This is a genomic window from Amycolatopsis sp. TRM77291 (assembly GCF_054166285.1).
The window spans coordinates 1,166,747-1,180,158 of record NZ_JBSZHF010000001.1 but is presented as its reverse complement, the minus strand read 5'-3'; the positions used below and the strand labels follow the sequence as shown (position 1 = coordinate 1,180,158).

Sequence of the window (13,412 nt, the reverse complement as noted above, 5' to 3'; positions counted from 1 at the left end):
GGCAGGGTAACCCGTTCGTTCGGCGTCATGGCTTGTCCACCGGTCCCATCGGCAACGCGAGCTCGAAGATCGCCCCGCCCTCGTCGCGGTTGTAGAGACGCAGCGTGCCGCCGTGGATGTCGGCGACCCACTTGACGACGGCGAGGCCGATCCCGGTCGATCCGCCGCCGCTGACGAAACGTTCGAACAGTTCCGCCGCCCCCTCCGGATCGACGCCGGGACCGCGGTCGGCGATGATCACCCTGCCGTCGAGCACGGTGACCTGGATGTCGGCCTCCTCGCCGGGCGCGCGGCCGTGGTTCACCGCGTTGCCGATCAGGTTCGCGACCGCACGCCGCAGCAACGTCGCGTCGCCCTCGACGCGGGTCGGCACGGAGGTGACCGAGATCCGGGCGCCGTCGGCGGGCATGTCCTCGACGACCATCTCGACCAGTTGATCGAGCATCAGCGGCCCCATGGCCGGTTTCTCGACCCCGGCGGTCATCCGGGCACGACTCGGCCAGAGATCGATGATGTCGCCCATCATCGAGGCGAGCCGGATGGTCCTCGGCAACATCTCGGCCTGCGCGGCCGGGTTACGCGACGCCGTCTCGGCCAGCGCGCGCAGGCCCGCCACCGGCGTCTTGAGGTCGTGCACGACGCCGTCGAGCAGCTGGGAAACCCCGTCCAGCAACGACTTCTGCTGTTCCAGCGCCGCGGTCGCCGGCCGCATGGCGCGTCCCGCGATGAAGTATCCGGCCGCGCCGAGCCCGAGCACCAGGAGCACGCAGCCGCCGATCACCAGCAGCGTCCACTCGTCGTGCCGCTCGTCGACGCCCTCGGCGTCGGCCACCACGACGACGGCGCCGACGATCTGCTGCGAGGTGTCCTTGATCGGATCGGCGGCGACGTAGACGGACCGGCCGGCGGCCGTCTTCTCGTAGCCGGTCTTCGAAAGGTTCGTGCCGGTGGCTTCGGTCGCGAGCCGGTTCAGCAGCGCGTCGTCGACGGGGACGCACTCGAGTTTGCCGCGGTAGGGCTCGAAGCGCGGGGCGGTGCCGGGGAGGACGGCGAACTGCGGGCACTGTTCGTTCACCGTGTCGGTGCCGATGTAGGCGGTGACGATCGCGCCGCCGTCCGCCGCGATCAGCCTGGCCAGCGTCGCGGAAACCTGGCGGACGTCGCTGTCGAGCCGCTGCCTGCCCTGATCGGCGTCCGCCTCGATCAGCAGCCACGCCAGCACCACCAGGCCGACCGCGTTCATCGCGGTGAACAGCAGCGTCAGCAGACCGCGGAGCCGTCGCAGCCGCCCGGTGGAGGTGTCGGTCGAAGTGTCGGTCACGAGAGCCGGAACCCGACTCCGCGCACCGTCTCCACCGGATCGGGCTCGCCCAGTTTGCGGCGCAGCCGTTTGACGACGGCGTCGACGACGTTGGCCGTGGGCTCGTTCTCGAGGTCCCAGCAGTGCTCGACGAGATCCGCCCGGGACACCGCCATCCCGGGACGGGTCGCGAGGTACTCGAGGATCGCGAATTCACGGTTGCTCAAGGAGAGCAGCACGCCGCCGCGGCGGACCTCGCAGCGCGCGAAATCGACTTCGAGGTCGGCGTGGCGCAGCACCGGTGGCCTGCTGTCCCGGCGGCGGCACAGGTTCATCACCCGGGCCAGCAACTCCGCCATCACGAAGGGTTTGACCAGGTAGTCATCCCCGCCGTGTTCGAATCCCTCGATCCGGGCGCTGCTCGAATCCAGCGCGGTCAGGAACAGCACCGGCACGGCCCAGCCCTGCCGCCTGCGCTCGTCGACGAAACCGATGGCGTCACCGTCGGGCAGCATCCGGTCGAAGACCGCGCAGTCGTGCGCTCCGGTCGCGTCGAGCGCCGCGGCCGCGGCCGCCAGCGAACCGGCGGCGTCCACGGTGAACGAGGCGGCGCGCAACTCGGCGGACACCGCCATCCGGATGTCCTCGTCGTCCTCGACGACCAGCACCCTCGCGTTCATCGGCATCCAATCCTCGCACCAGAGAGGGAGGTCATGGGGTCACCGTGGGAGATTAGCGCCCCGCGCTCCGCTGAACGGGCGATCACCCCGATCCGGCCGTCCGGCGGCTCGGCTACCTTGGCCGTGTGCGGATCCTGGTCATCGAAGACGACGAAGCGCTCCGGTCGTCTGTGCACTCGTCCCTGCGTTCCGCCGGGTTCGCCGTCGACGCGGTGGACGATCTCCTCCCCGCCGACGAGGCCCTGTTCGTCAACGCCTACGACTGTGTGGTGTTCGACCGGATGCTCCCCAGCGGTGACGCGCTGGACTACGTCGAGCGGAAACGGGGCACCGGCTGGACGACCCCGGTGCTGTTCCTGACCGCGCTGGGCGATCCCGATCAGCGCGTCGCCGGATTGCGGCGCGGCGGCGACGACTACCTCGAAAAGCCTTTCGCCATCGCGGAAATGGTGGCGCGCGTGCGCAGCCTCTGCCGTCGCGGCCGGGTCCCGCTGCCGTCGGTGCTGCGGGCCGCGGACCTCGAACTGGACACCGGCAGGCACGAGGTCCGGCGCGACGGTGTCCTGCTGAGCCTGACCCGCACGGAATTCGCCGTGCTGCGATGCCTGCTGGAGAACGCGGGCCGTCCGGTTTCCCGTGAACAGCTCATCAGAGCGGGCTGGGACGAGGTGGCCGATCCGACGTCCAACGTTCTCGACGTCCTGCTGACGAATCTCCGGCGGAAGCTGCTGAAGCCGCCGCTGATCACCACGGTGCCGAGGGCCGGTTACCGCATCGGCTGACCTCGCCGTCCGGACGTCATCGCTGCGCAACTCGTCACCTGTTTCGTGAACCTCGGGCCGATACCGCCGTCGGGGGCGGTGAATCGTCTCGATGATGACGGACGCCGGTTCATCGGCGGTTCATTCACGGCCGGCGGCCTCCGCGCGAGCCCCCGGCGGAGGTGTCGCGAAAGCCACTTTCGGGACATCAGACGTCCCGAAAGTGGCTTTCGCGACATGCACAGCCGAGCCTCAAGCCCGGTCGATGACCGCCTTGAGGAACCGCCGCGTCCGGTCGTGCTCCGGATCGTTGAACAGCTTGTCCGGCGNAAAGATGTCGCGAAAGCCACTTTCGGGACATCAGACGTCCCGAAAGTGGCTTTCGCGACACGCCTTGGCCGGGAAGGCACGCGTTGGCGAGGTGGTGAAGGGCACCTTCCCTACCCTCAGGGTAGGCAAGGAGGCCTTCACGGACGAGCGGCGAGACGGGCCGCGAGATCGGCCAGCGTGCGATGGCACGTCTTGCCGGTACGGCCCAGCGGAAGCTCGGGAAGGGTCACCAGGAGTTCCGGCAACTTGCGCACGGCGAGGCCGTTGGCGGTCAGGAACGCGGTCAGCTCGGGCAGCGTCGGCGAGTGACCGTTCCTGGGCGCCACGCAGGCGCAGAGCCGTTCCCCCAGTTCGGCGTCCGGTACCGCGACACAGGCGACCTCCCTGATCGCCGGATGTTCGCCGAGCGTGCGCTCCACCTCCGCCGGGCTGATCGTGTACCCGCCGCGGATCACCACGCGTTTGCTCCGGCCGGTGACGTGGAGCCTGCCGCGCTCGTCGAAACGGCCGTTGTCGCCTGCCCGCACCCAGCCACCGTCGGGCCGGTACGCGGCGTCCAGTTCCGGCGCGGCGACGTAGCACAGCGGTGTCATCGGGCCGCGCGCGTGGATTTCGCCGTCGACGATCCGGATCTCGCACACCGCGGGGTCCGGTACGCCCACGCCGTTCTCCGGTTCCGTCGTATGACAGTTGACGCCGTCGGACGAACCGTAGACGTCGATCATCTCGACGCCGAACCGCTCACGGCACGCGGCCAGCGTCGAAGGGGGCAGCGTGTCGCCGCTCGACACGATGGCCGCGAGCCAGGCGGTGTCCACCGTGGCGGGATGGTCGGCCATGCGCCGCCACATCGCGGGCACGGCGAACGCGTGGGTCGGGCGGTGTTCGGTGATCAGGCGCAGGGCCGCGCCCGCTTCGAAGCGGCGCGTCAGGATCAGCGTGCCGCCGAGCCGGCACAGCGTCACCGGCACCCCGAACGAGCCGAATCCCGACGTCGGCGAGACCAGGACGAGATCGCGGGGAATCACCGTCCCGCCGTGGACGGCACGGAGGTAGTTCGCCCGCCCGCCGGCGAAGGCGTTGTGCGAATAGGCGACCATCTTCGGCGCCGACTCCGAGCCGGACGACACCAGGATCCGCGCAGGGGCCTCCGGATGCGGACGGACGACGCGCGTCGCTCGGCGCGATTCACCCGCCACCCGCCCGTTCTCGACGACGAACCGCACCCGCGCGCGGTCGAGGAGGTCGTCAGAGCCCGGCGGCAACGGCAGCACGACGGCACCGAGCGCGAGGACCGCCAGTTCCGCGACCACCGAGGCCCGCCCGGCGGGTTCCCGCACCCCGACGATCTCCGTCGAGCCGCATCCGGTGGCCGCCAGACACGCTGCCAGCTCCCGTGCCGCGTCATCCAAGCGCGCGTAATCGAGCGGGCCCTCGTCGTCGATCACCGCCGTGCGAAGCGGATGTTCGCGCACCCGCTCGCCGAAAAGCGAGTACAGGTCCTTGTCCGGGCAGTGTCCACATCGGACCCATTCGCGGCGGAGCCCGGCGGGCACGAGGTCGCGCAGCACCACCCCGGTCGCGGAAACCCAGGTCATGACGTGAATTCCCACGGTGACGCGACGAGCACGCAGTCGTCGTGGATCAGCGCGCGGGAAAACCGGGGATCCGCGGCGAGTGCGGCGAGGTCGTCGCACACCGGCACGGTCAACGGACGGTCACAGCGCCGCCGGGCGCCCGCGTTGAGCCTGCTCGCCGCGGACAGGAGCGACGAGTCGACCCGCGTCGCGCCGCGCGCCAGGGCCGTCACGACGCCGTGTGCGCAGACGACTCCGCCGAACACGTCGACGATCGTCATCAGCGACGGCGGGACGCCCGCGTGGGCCTGCACGACGAAATCCGTGCCCACCGGCGGTTCCGGCCCCAGCTCGGCGCCCCAACCCGACGCGTGCGCGTACAGGATCCCCGGCCGGGCACGCGCCAGATCGAGTGCGTTCAGCGACCACCGCCCGGCCTTTCCGGGCGCCCAGTTGTGCAGGAACACGTCGGCCCCGACGGCGAGGTCGAGCAAATGGCCCCTGCCGTCCCGGGTGCTCAGGTCGATCTCGACGACCTCCTTGCCGTCGTTGAGCGCGCGGAACCTGGCCGACGCGTCGCCGGCGATCGGCGGGACCCACCGCAGCGGATCGCCACCCGGCGGCTCGATCCGCCGCACCGTGGCGCCGAGCAGCCGCAGCAGGTGCCCGGCCAGCGGGCCCTGGACCCGGCGGCAGGATTCGAGCACCACCAGACCGGACAACGGCAGCGGCACCGACGGCCGGGCGGGCCGGTGTCCGCGGCCCAGCCCGCTCACCACGAACGCGGGAAGCCGGTCGAGTCTCCGATCCGCCACCCTCATCAGCGTCATCCCGGTTCGGACCGCGATCCGCTCCGCCGCCGCGATCGGGCGTGCCGCGAGCGCTTCCGACAGCCGAGGCGGCAGCGGACAGGTCGCGGTCGCGAAGCGCTGCACGAAGGGCCGCCAGGCACTGGACATCACCCGCCCGTCGACGCCGAGTTCCCGCCAGAACCGTTGCCACACCGCCGGATCGAGCGTCTCGATCTCGTAGGCGACGCCGTCGGCCGAGCGGAAAGGCGGTCCTCCGGGGAAGAAGTCCTCGGCATGGTCGTCTTCGGCCGTCGCCGCGGCCAGATATTGGGAAATCGCCAGCAAAGCCGCCTGCGCCACCGAAGTGGACACGCCGCGCAGGGGGATCCCCCGGTCACGAGCGAGCCCTACCGCGACGCCGCCCAGCTCGGCGAGTTCGGCCGCGAGGATGGACGCGTAGTCGAGTCCGAGCGGGGTCGGCCTGCCGAAGCGCCGCCCGTGTACGTGCATGATCCCGCAAGCCGCCTGCGCGTCGAGCTCACCGGCCAGCGGCAGGTCGACCGGACCCGCGACGGTCACGGCGTCCACCTCGGTGATCATTCGGGGCGCCTTCCCTGCACGGAGTACAGCACGCACGACGAGGCCCGGAACCCCGGATCCGCCATGACCGAACGCACCTCGGCGAGTTCGCCGTCGGTCATCCCAGCGGCGAGCAGCCGGTCCCGCAAATGACGGGTGTGGTGGATCAGCAGCCGCAGACCGGGCGAGCCCGCCCGCCAAGGGAAGATCAGGGGAACCGGGTCGACGTCGACCAGGCCCGCCTCGGCCATCGACGCGGCGACCCGGCGGCCCCACGTCCCGTCCCCGCCCGCGGTCTTGAACGTCTTTTCCTTGGCCGCCAGGAACTTCTCGTAGACACTCGCCGCACGGGCGTCGGGTGCGAGCAGCACCGGGCCGTAGGAGATGTCGAACTCGTCGATCTGCATCCAGCCACCCGGCTTCAACGCCTGAGCCAGCTTGAGGAGGACGGCTTCCCGCTCCGGCAGATGCTGCAGGACCAGCCGGGCATGGACGAGGTCGAAGTCGCCGCCCGGCAACGGATCGTGGACGACGTCGTGCCGGAGGACGGTCAGTCCCGGCCCGGTCCCGATGTGGTCGGGTTTGATGTCGGTCGCCAGGACCGACCCGGTCGGCGCCACCCTCGCGGCGAGCCACCGCGCGACCCCGCTGCCGCCCGCGCCGACTTCGAGGCAGGACCAGCCCTCTCGCAAGCCGGTCCGCTGCAGCCGCTCGAAGGTGGCCGGGTCGTACGCCTCGGAGAGGCACCGATGCTGCTCGGTCGCGTGCCCGCTGTGGTTGTCGAACACGTAGGCCGTCGTCACGTCCACCTTCCCGATCCGTTCGTGGCGGCCGTCCCGGTCAGCCGCTCCAGCAGTTCCAGCCGCCGCACCTTCCCGGTGCCGGTGCGCGGGACGTCGTCCCACGCGAGCGTCACCGGCTCCCCCATCGGCGGCAGATCGGCCACGGCGGCCCGCCACCGCGCGGGATCCAGCCCGGTGTCGGTCACGACGACCGGGATCGGCGCCCGTCCCGCCGCGGAAAGCACGACGCATTCGGCGATGGCCGGAAGGCGGTCCTCGATCGCGTCCTCCACCGAGAGGCAGCTCAGCCCGGGGACGCTGTCGACCTCCCGGTCCAGCAACGTCACCGCCCCGGTCCGGCTCACCACGCCGAGGTCGCCGGTGTTCCACCACGGCCCGTGCGCCTTGGCCGCCCAGCGGTCCTGTTCGCCCACATAGGCCACGCAGCGAGCACGAGTGCGTGCCAGGAGAAGCCCCGGTGTGCCTCGCGGGACCGGCTCGACGGTCTCCGGATCGACGACCCGCAGCCTGGCGAGACCGGGAAGCGGCCTGCCGATGTCCCGCGTCGCCCGCACGGAGTTCCTGGTGAAGAACCGGAACGAGAGGGGGCCGGTCTCCGATTGACCCCAGCCTTCCATCCACAGTGGACGGTTTAGGCGGGTGGCGTTCAGCATGGTCCTGATCACCGGTGGATGCACGGCGTCGTAGGTGCTGACGAACCGCCGCACCCGGCGGAACGGATTCTCCGGTGACCGCGCGAGTGGCCGCCAGCGCACGAAGGTCGACGGGAGGGCCTCGATGACCGTCGGCCGATGCCGTCCGAACACCCGCGCCGCCGAGGTGGGCTCGCTCAGGATCACGATCTCCCGTGGAGCGAGGCACAGCGCCGACGCCGTCCAGCAGAACGTCCGGCCGTGCGCGTAGGCGCTGACATTGCCCAGCACGTCGTCGCGCCGGACGCCGAGGACGGGCCAGCGGATCGCCTCCGGGCGGGCCAGCCGGTCGATGATCGTCCGCGTCGTGTGGACCACCAGCTTCGGTGTCCCGGTGGTCCCCGACGTATGGCAGATCAGCAGCGGTTCGTCGGGGTGCCTCCGGTACGGCTCCGGCGGCGGGGCGGCGGCGAAACCGTCGATGGGCAACACGCGGTCTCCGCGCAGCGACGGCCGGTCGGTGACCACGACCGCGGCGTCCAGCCGTTTCAGCAGGATTTCCAGCGTGTCGTCCGGCAGATGCCCGGACAGTTTCGCCGCGACCGCCCCCAGCCGCGCCGCGGCGCACGCGAGCAGGTCGTAGTCCCAGTGGTTCCGCTTGACGATGGCGACCCGGTGCCCCGGCCGCACACCGGCTTCGGACAGCCATCCCGCCGCGTCCCGCACCAGCTCGGCGAGACCCGCGACCGAGTGGACGGTTCCGCGCCCGGGCGCGATGTCGAAGGGCCGGTCGAGGCGCACCGTCGTCCGCGTACGCGCGCATTCGTCGAACAACGTTCCCATGTCGTGCGGTTTCATCTGGATCGCTCCTCCTGCACGGGACACGCGAGCCGCTCGGTCAGGCGCCGCGCGGCCCGGACGCCCGAGCGGACGGCCGCTTCGCTGCACGGGCTCAGGAACACCCAGTCGCCCGCGTAGTCGACGACGCCCCGGCCGAGCCCCGCCTCGAAGGCGGAACGCAAGGCAAGCGCACGCGGCGTCGCCTCGGGCGCCGCGTGCCGCACCCGCCGGACGAGGGCGCGGCGAGTCGCCGCACGCAGGCCGGGGACGAGGCGCTCGGCCGCGTCGTTCAGACGGGTCACGACGTCCTCGTCGGTGGCGGCCAGCAGCTCCGGCACCAAGGCCGGATGGGCCATGACCGTGACCAGGCCGCGGCCCGCGGGCGCGCGGCCGGGATGCTTCAGATGGTCGAAGATGATCGTGGCCACCGTGCCGTTCTCCGCGGTCGGCACGATCACGGCGTAGTCGGGACCGCCGAGCGGGCGATCGAGCAGCAGATGCGCCTTGACCACCGGCGTGAACGAGCAGGCGGCGAGGAAAGCCGACCCGTGTCCCGGGTGCAGCTCGGCCGCGACGGGGGCGGGCACGGCCAGCACGACGGCCTTCGCGCTGATTTCGCTCGTACCGCTGATGATTCGCGCCGCGGACCCGTCGTCGACGACCTGATCGACGCGGAAGCCCGTGCTGACGTCGACCTTCTCGGCGAGGGCGCGGGCGAAGGTGTCCATTCCGTCGCGGTACGCCCGCCACGTCGGCGGCGGGCCGACCGAGGTGAGCAGGGCGAGCAGGGGCGCGGCCGCCGAACGCCCCGGATCCCAGCCGAAGAAACCGGAGACGACCGGTTGCAGCAGGTAGTTCAGCAGATCCGGGTGGTGCGGCGCGGCGAAGTCGGCGACGGTGCGGCCGCCCAGCCGCGAGATCTCCGGCCGTTCGGTGTCGAACTCGCCCCGCATCGCCCGTACCCCGGCCAGCCGAGCCCGCAGCGACAACCCCGCTCCGGTGAGCAGTCCCCTGGTCTCCGCGACGCCGGACCTGGGCCTGCCTCGCCACATCGCGATGCCGCGCCCGATCCGGGGTGCGGCGTCGTCGCCGATGCCGAGCTCCGCCAGCAGCCGCCAGGTCTCGCGATAACCCCGTTCGGCCATCTGCTCGGCGCAGGTGTCGATCAGGAAGCCGTCCTCGCGCACCGTCGTCATCCGGCCGCCGACCACGTCGGCCGCTTCGAACACCCGCACCTCGCGCCCGGCCTTGCCGAGCTCGTACGCGGTGGTGAGCCCGGCGACGCCGGCGCCGACCACCGCCACTTCGATGTCGGTCACGTGATCACCACCAGGTTCACCACGACCAGGCTCAGCACGGTGATCCGGTGGACGCGGATGCCGAGCAGCCGGGCCCGCATGATGTCGCCCAGCGCGAACCCGAGCCAGACCTGCCGGATCCGCGCCACGAGGGTCGGGAGCAACGCGAGCGGGAACCACCACGGGCCGCCGAGCGCGGGCACGGCGAGGATCAGCGCGAACTCCGCCGCCGACACGGCGATCACGAAGAACATGTTGCCCCGCGGCGAGGTCAGCGCCGCGACCGTCGGCCTGCCGACCCGCCGGTCACCGTCGACGTCGTTGGTGTTGGAGTACACGCCGAACAGCAGCGGTCCCAGCCCGAAGAGCAACGCCTGGGCGAGCGCGAACCCGGTGAACTCGCCGGACGCGAGGCCGTATGGCGCCAGCACCAGCGCCCAGCCGAGCGCCGCGATGAAGAACTCCTGGAAGCCGTGGTAGCTGAGCTTCACACCCCAGGAGTACTGGAGCGAGAAGAAGTAGGTCACCGCGATCAGCACTACAGTCCACAAAGGACGATGTGGTGCGATGGCGATGGCCGCCAGCCAGAGCGCGGCGCCGACGACGGCGGTCGCCCACGCGAACCGGAGCACCTGGCCTTCGTCGAGGGTGCCCGCCACCAGCGGCTTGCGGTACCGCTTGCGCTTTGGGTCGTCCGGCGAGTAGTTCGTGATGTCGCTGCCGTCCCGGTATCCCGTGAGGTCGTCGAGGGCGACCATCGCCGCGATCACGAACACCTCGCCGAGCAGGAAGACGCCGACGGAGGCCAGGACACCGCCGTCGAACCTCGCCGCCGGCGCGAGCAGCGTCCACACCACGATCACGCCGAGGTAGTAGTCGACGATGTCGAGTTTCGCGAGCCGGAAATACGCCTTGCCGCGAGTCGCGGCCAGTGTCGCGGTCATCGCCCGTCCAACGCGATCAGCGCGGCGAAGGACCGGTCACCGCCGTAATGCAGGTCGTGCCGTTCGAGCAGCCGGGCGCCGGGGAGCAGGGCCAGGTACTCCTCGACGGTCCGCAACCGCGAGAACCTGCCGACGGGGATGTCCGCCTCCTCGTACTCCACGAGCACGAGATGGCGGGCCGCCGCGGCGATCGACCGGCACGCTTCGGCGATCTCGTCGTCGTCCAGTATGTGCATCAGCACCCACACGCAGACGGCGACGTCGAACCGCCTGTCCCGCCACGGCAGCCGCTGGACCGTCGTGCGCACGAAGTCCACAGTGGACAGATGCGCGCAGTTCTCCCTCGCCAGCGCGAGCATGCGCGGCGTCATGTCGATCGCCGTCACCGCTCGGGCGTGCGCCGCGATCGCCGGGGTGAGCCTGCCCATCCCGCAACCGATCTCCAGCGCGGCCCCGGCATCGCCCAGGGAACCCAGGAGATGGGTGACGAGCCTGATGGTGCGGGCGGTCGTCTCGGCCGCGAGTTCGGCGGGCTGCGAGGCGCGCATGACGCGGGACAGCCCGGCGCGCTCCGCCCGTCTGTGCCACTCCTCGGCGACCTCGCTCGGCGCGGGCGTGCTGGTGATCTGCTGCATCACGGCTCCTTCGCGAACTCGCACACCGCGTCGGCGATGCGTTCCACCTGTTCGTCCGTCAGATGGGGGTAGATGGGTATGGCGAGAGTGCGCCGCGCGGCAAGCTCCGCCGCGGGCCAGGTGTCCGACGGCCGGGTGTACCGCGCGAACGCGGGCTGCCGCGGCAGCGGGGCCGGGTAGTAGACGTGCGAGCCGAACCCCCGCGCCGCCAGGTGCGCACGCAGTTCGTCCCGGCGCTCGGCGAGCAGCGAATAGACGTAGTAGCACCGTCCGTCCTTCGCCGGGGGCGGCGCCAGCACCCCGCAACCCGCAAGGTCGGCGAAGCGCTCGGTGTAGTACTCCCCGATCCGTGCCCGGCGCGCGAGGCGCCCGGCGAGGCCGGGGAACCGGTACAGCTGGAACGCGGCCATGATCTCGTCGAACCGGCTGTTGTAGCCGACGCGGTGGTAAAGGAACCGGTTCTCGCCGTCCTGGCCGTGATTGCGCAGCATCCGCACCGCCGTGGCGAGTTCCGGATCGTCGGTCACGACCATGCCGCCCTCACCCGGCATCCCGAACGTCTTCACCTGGACGAACGAGTACACGCCCGCGTCGCCCCATCTCCCGGCGGGCGTGCCCGCGAGGGTTCCTCCTTGCGCGACGGCGGAATCCTCCAGCAGCCGCACGCCCGCCGCGGTCGCGATCCGGCGCAGCGCGGGCATGTCCGCCATGACCGAGAACATATGCGCCGGCATGATCACCTTGGTCCGCGAAGTGACCAGGCCGGCGACCGCTTCGGGATCGACGACCATGGACCACGGGTCGATGTCGGCGAACACCGGTGTCGCGCCGAGCAGGGCGGGCGCGGCCGCGAGTGGCGCGCAGCCGAACGCGGGCACGATCACCTCGTCCCCCGCGCCGACGTCCATCGCGCGCAGCACCAGCGTCAGCGCCGAAGTCCCGCTGCCGCAAGCGATCGCGTCGGCCGCGCCGACCGAGTCACGGATCGCCGCCTCGAAGCGGGCCACCTGGTCGCCGAGGATGAATTTCTGCTCCGGTGCGACGCCGACGCGGCGGACGATGTCCAGCAGTTCGGCGCGGTCTCCGTCGAAGAGATCGGGCGGGAAGAACGGCAGTGTCATCCACGCCGCCCGCGGTAGAACGCGCGGATCGAGTCGCAGACGCGATCACAATCCCCGGTGGACATGTCCGGGTACAGCGGGAGCGCGAGGGTGCGGCGGCAGGCGTTCTCGGCGTTCGGGAACTCGCCCTTCCGATGGCCGAGCGCGGCGAAGCAGGGCTGCAGAGGCAGCGGCGCCGGGTAGTAGATCTCGGTCTGCACGCCATCCGCGGACAGATGCGCCGCCAGGTCGTCGCGCGCGTCGACCTCCACCACGTAGACGTAGAACACGCTGTCCGGCCTAGCCGACGGCAGTTTGCGCACCCCTTCCACGCCCGCGAGCGCCGCCGCGTACCGGGCGGCCAGTTCCGCGCGGCGAACGATGTCGAGGTCCAGCCTGGTGAGCTTCGCGAGGAGGACGGCGGCCTGGATGTCGTCCATCTTGCTGTTCACGCCGGGCAGGCCGGTCGCCGTGGAGATGGCGGGGAAGTCGGCGATCGTGCCGCCGAACCGTCCGTGGTGGCGAAGCGCGTCGACGGTCTCGGCGATCCGCCGGTCGTCGGTGAGGACCGCGCCCGCGTCGCCGAGCGCGCCCAGTGTCTTGGTCGGGAAGAACGACAGCACCCCGCCCGCGCCGAAAAGCCCGGCGTGCCTGCCGCGAAGGCGCATGCCGATGGCCTCCGCGCTGTCCTCCACCACGGTGAGCCCGAGCCGCCGGGCCACGCCGAGGACGCCGTCGATGTCCGCGAGTCGCGAGAACAGATGCGTCGGCATGACGAAGCGGGTGCGCTCCCCCGCGACGTCCGCCACCGCGGCGGGGTCGATGCCGTACCCGTCCGGCTCGATGTCGGCGAAGACCGGACGGCCGCCCGCGAGCACGACCGAGGTGGCCGACGCGCCGAAGGAGAAGGCCGGGACGACCACTTCGTCGCCCGGCCGCAGACCCGCCGCCCGCAGCAGAAGGACCAACGCGTCCGTTCCGCTGTTGACTCCGATGACGAACTTCGCGCCGGTGTAACCGGCCAGCGCGGTTTCCAGCTCGGCCACCTTGCGGCCGTGCGAATACTTGCCATTTTCGAACACGTCGAGAATATGTCGCCTGGCACTTGGCCACGTTCGCTCGAATGTGCTCGATTGGTTGAA

General features: G+C 71.1%; 12 protein-coding genes. 1 reads left to right on the top strand and 11 read right to left on the bottom strand.

Going from position 1 to position 13,412, the window contains the following annotated elements:
- Positions 1-25 precede the first annotated feature (25 nt).
- Positions 26-1,321 carry a sensor histidine kinase gene (locus tag ACXIZN_RS05620; RefSeq protein ID WP_457952912.1) on the bottom strand — a complete coding sequence of 432 codons (1,296 nt, stop codon included), beginning with the start codon at positions 1,319-1,321 and terminating at the stop codon, positions 26-28.
- A complete protein-coding gene (locus tag ACXIZN_RS05615; RefSeq protein WP_457952911.1) occupies positions 1,318-1,986 on the bottom strand; it encodes a response regulator transcription factor in 669 nt (222 codons plus the stop codon). The genes ACXIZN_RS05620 and ACXIZN_RS05615 overlap by 4 nt, the downstream gene beginning before the upstream one ends.
- A 119-nt stretch (positions 1,987-2,105) precedes the next feature.
- Here ACXIZN_RS05615 and ACXIZN_RS05610 point away from each other — a divergent pair, with 119 nt between their 5' ends.
- Positions 2,106-2,762, top strand: coding sequence for a response regulator transcription factor (locus tag ACXIZN_RS05610; RefSeq protein WP_457952910.1), 657 nt, complete (start codon positions 2,106-2,108; stop codon positions 2,760-2,762).
- A gap of 446 nt (positions 2,763-3,208) precedes the next feature.
- On the opposite strand, the gene ACXIZN_RS05605 is transcribed toward ACXIZN_RS05610, so the two are convergent.
- Genes ACXIZN_RS05605 through ACXIZN_RS05565 form a run of 9 tightly spaced genes read right to left on the bottom strand, consistent with a single transcriptional unit; the run spans position 3,209 to position 13,352 of the window.
- A complete protein-coding gene (locus ACXIZN_RS05605) occupies positions 3,209-4,669 on the bottom strand; it encodes a class I adenylate-forming enzyme family protein (RefSeq protein WP_457952909.1) in 1,461 nt (486 codons plus the stop codon).
- Entirely contained in the window at positions 4,666-6,039 is a 1,374-nt protein-coding gene (locus ACXIZN_RS05600; protein ID WP_457952908.1) for a CoA transferase, read from the bottom strand. The genes ACXIZN_RS05605 and ACXIZN_RS05600 overlap by 4 nt, the downstream gene beginning before the upstream one ends.
- Positions 6,036-6,827 (bottom strand): class I SAM-dependent methyltransferase, encoded by a 792-nt coding sequence (locus tag ACXIZN_RS05595; protein ID WP_457952907.1) that lies wholly within the window; start codon positions 6,825-6,827, stop codon positions 6,036-6,038. Before ACXIZN_RS05595 ends, ACXIZN_RS05600 begins: the two co-directional genes overlap by 4 nt.
- Positions 6,818-8,311, bottom strand: a complete 1,494-nt coding sequence (locus tag ACXIZN_RS05590) for a class I adenylate-forming enzyme family protein (RefSeq protein ID WP_457952906.1) — start codon at positions 8,309-8,311, stop codon at positions 6,818-6,820. The genes ACXIZN_RS05595 and ACXIZN_RS05590 overlap by 10 nt, the downstream gene beginning before the upstream one ends.
- A complete protein-coding gene (locus tag ACXIZN_RS05585; RefSeq protein WP_457952905.1) occupies positions 8,308-9,612 on the bottom strand; it encodes a protoporphyrinogen/coproporphyrinogen oxidase in 1,305 nt (434 codons plus the stop codon). The genes ACXIZN_RS05590 and ACXIZN_RS05585 overlap by 4 nt, the downstream gene beginning before the upstream one ends.
- Positions 9,609-10,535: a UbiA family prenyltransferase gene (locus tag ACXIZN_RS05580; protein WP_457952904.1), complete on the bottom strand. Its 927-nt coding sequence runs from the start codon at positions 10,533-10,535 to the stop codon at positions 9,609-9,611. Before ACXIZN_RS05580 ends, ACXIZN_RS05585 begins: the two co-directional genes overlap by 4 nt.
- On the bottom strand, positions 10,532-11,170 hold the full coding sequence (locus tag ACXIZN_RS05575; protein ID WP_457952903.1) for a class I SAM-dependent methyltransferase: 639 nt from the start codon (positions 11,168-11,170) through the stop codon (positions 10,532-10,534). The genes ACXIZN_RS05580 and ACXIZN_RS05575 overlap by 4 nt, the downstream gene beginning before the upstream one ends.
- Entirely contained in the window at positions 11,170-12,291 is a 1,122-nt protein-coding gene (locus tag ACXIZN_RS05570) for a DegT/DnrJ/EryC1/StrS family aminotransferase (RefSeq protein WP_457952902.1), read from the bottom strand. Before ACXIZN_RS05570 ends, ACXIZN_RS05575 begins: the two co-directional genes overlap by 1 nt.
- On the bottom strand, positions 12,288-13,352 hold the full coding sequence (locus tag ACXIZN_RS05565) for a DegT/DnrJ/EryC1/StrS family aminotransferase (RefSeq protein WP_457952901.1): 1,065 nt from the start codon (positions 13,350-13,352) through the stop codon (positions 12,288-12,290). Before ACXIZN_RS05565 ends, ACXIZN_RS05570 begins: the two co-directional genes overlap by 4 nt.
- Positions 13,353-13,412 lie beyond the last annotated feature (60 nt).

Bases quoted from the DNA above. Each gene is read 5' to 3' on its own strand.
- ACXIZN_RS05615 (WP_457952911.1), bottom strand. From the start codon at position 1,986: ATGCCGATGAACGCGAGGGTGCTGGTCGTCGAGGACGACGAGGACATC.
- ACXIZN_RS05590 (WP_457952906.1), bottom strand. From the start codon at position 8,311: ATGAAACCGCACGACATGGGAACGTTGTTCGACGAATGCGCGCGTACG.
- ACXIZN_RS05600 (WP_457952908.1), bottom strand. From the start codon at position 6,039: ATGATCACCGAGGTGGACGCCGTGACCGTCGCGGGTCCGGTCGACCTG.
- ACXIZN_RS05575 (WP_457952903.1), bottom strand. From the start codon at position 11,170: ATGCAGCAGATCACCAGCACGCCCGCGCCGAGCGAGGTCGCCGAGGAG.
- ACXIZN_RS05570 (WP_457952902.1), bottom strand. From the start codon at position 12,291: ATGACACTGCCGTTCTTCCCGCCCGATCTCTTCGACGGAGACCGCGCC.
- ACXIZN_RS05605 (WP_457952909.1), bottom strand. From the start codon at position 4,669: ATGACCTGGGTTTCCGCGACCGGGGTGGTGCTGCGCGACCTCGTGCCC.
- ACXIZN_RS05580 (WP_457952904.1), bottom strand. From the start codon at position 10,535: ATGACCGCGACACTGGCCGCGACTCGCGGCAAGGCGTATTTCCGGCTC.